We start from the raw sequence: 2,306 nt of genomic DNA, 5'->3' as shown, positions 1-2,306 counted from the left end.
CCCCTACTTTATTGAATTAGTTATCTGTATTTTGTTTTATTTTATCCTCTATCTAGGCTAATCACCTAATACAAACCGCTCCCGCAAGCGATGCAACTCGTCACGCACCGCAGCGGCTTGTTCAAACTCCAGATTTTGCGCATGTTGGTACATTTGCTGTTCCAGTTTTTTGACCTGTTGTTCAAACTCTTTAGCCGTTTTCGGTTGGTAAACCGCACTGGGTTCTGCCACTTTTTGTCGTTTTTGCTTACCGCGCGCTTTATTGTTTGTCCCTTGCCCGATGTCAAGCAATTCGCCGACTTTTTTGTTTAACGCTTGTGGCACGATGCCGTATTTTTGATTGTGGGCAAGCTGTTTTTCACGGCGACGGTTGGTTTCGCCCATCGCTTTTTCCATTGAATTGGTGATGCGATCCGCATACAAAATCGCTTTACCGTTCAAGTTTCGTGCTGCACGGCCGATGGTTTGGATCAGCGAACGTTCGGAACGCAAAAAGCCCTCTTTATCGGCATCTAAAATCGCCACCAGCGACACTTCCGGAATATCCAGCCCCTCACGCAACAAGTTGATGCCGACTAGCACGTCAAATTCGCCCAAACGCAAATCGCGGATAATCTCCACTCGCTCGACAGTATCAATATCCGAATGCAGATAACGCACCCGCACGCCGTGCTCTTCCAGATAATCGGTCAGATCTTCCGCCATGCGCTTGGTCAACGTCGTCACCAACACCCGCTCGTTTTGGTCACTACGCAAACGGATTTCCGAGAGCAGATCATCGACTTGGGTGGCAACAGGGCGCACTTCCAAAATCGGATCCAGCAAGCCGGTCGGGCGTACTACTTGATCAATCAGTTCACCGCCGGATTTTTCCAGCTCGTAAGGGCCGGGCGTAGCGGAAACATAGATGGTTTGCGGTGCCAGCCGTTCAAATTCTTCAAAACGTAATGGACGATTGTCCAACGCCGACGGCAAACGAAAACCGTATTCCACCAGCGTCTCTTTACGCGAACGGTCACCACGGTACATACCGCCGATTTGCGGCACGGTGACGTGTGATTCATCGATAATCAGTAAACCGTCACTCGGAATATAATCAAACAAAGTCGGTGGCGGCTCGCCCTCGCCTCGCCCCGAGAGATAACGCGAGTAGTTTTCAATGCCGGAGCAATAACCCAGTTCATTCATCATCTCAATATCAAACTGAGTACGTTGGGTAACACGCTGTTCTTCAAGTAATTTATTGTTTTCCAACAGATATTGACGCCGCTCCGCCAGCTCAATTTTAATTTTCTCAATCGCATCTAAAATCCGTTCACGCGGCGTGACATAGTGGGTTTTCGGATACACCGTATAACGCGGCACGGCGCCGAAATTGTGTCCGGTGAGCGGATCAAACAGGCTCAAGCGTTCCACTTCTTCATCAAACAGTTCAATTCGCAGCGCCACATCGTCGGATTCGGCGGGGAAAACATCGATGATTTCGCCGCGTACTCGAAAAGTACCACGCTGAAAAGCTTGATCGTTGCGGGTATATTGCAACTCGGCCAGTTTGGATAAAATTTGGCGTTGATCGATAATCGTACCGCTTTGTAGGTGCAGCATCATTTTCAGGTAAGAATCCGGATCGCCCAAACCATAAATCGCAGAAACCGAAGCAACTACAATGGTGTCGCGCCGTTCTAAAAACGACTTGGTCGCCGACAAGCGCATCTGTTCGATTTGATCGTTAATTGAAGCGTCTTTTTCGATAAAGGTATCACTCGCCGGCACATAGGCTTCCGGCTGATAATAATCGTAGTAGGAAACAAAATATTCAACCGCATTTTCCGGAAAAAATTCCTTCATCTCGGCATACAGTTGTGCCGCGAGGGTTTTATTCGGCGCCAGCAGCATTGCCGGGCGATTCAGTTGTGCGATCACATTGGCGATGGTAAAGGTTTTGCCTGATCCAGTCACGCCTAACAGAGTCTGATGCGCCAAACCGTCCTGCAGCCCTTCAATTAATTTGCCAATCGCCTGCGGCTGATCGCCGGACGGTTTAAAATCAGAATGCAGCTTGAACGGTTTACTACTTTTACCATTCGATAAAGAGGCGACTGTCGACATAATTAAAATCACTATTGTATGCTAAACTCAAGGTTGTTATTTTAACACACTTCAAAAGCAAATTTTAAAATGAATATCCGATTCGCACGGCAATACCCCGTATATAACCTATCAAACTGATAGTTCAACTAAACTTTCTATTTTTTTCGACAAAAAACAATTATCAAAAATTGACTTTTTGCACAGTCTATAATCCT

At 47.1% G+C, this 2,306-nt stretch carries 1 protein-coding gene; it reads right to left on the bottom strand.

The features are described 5' to 3' along the window. Positions 1 to 57: 57 nt before the first annotated feature. A complete protein-coding gene (gene uvrB / locus FHQ30_RS04150; RefSeq protein WP_139610557.1) occupies positions 58 to 2,109 on the bottom strand; it encodes an excinuclease ABC subunit UvrB in 2,052 nt (683 codons plus the stop codon). Positions 2,110 to 2,306 lie beyond the last annotated feature (197 nt).

The sequence above is a fragment of the Testudinibacter sp. 'clade 2' genome (genome assembly GCF_006227735.1).
Classification (GTDB): domain Bacteria; phylum Pseudomonadota; class Gammaproteobacteria; order Enterobacterales; family Pasteurellaceae; genus Chelonobacter.
The sequence above is the reverse complement of the archived record's forward strand: the minus strand, read 5'-3'. Positions and strand labels throughout refer to the sequence as shown.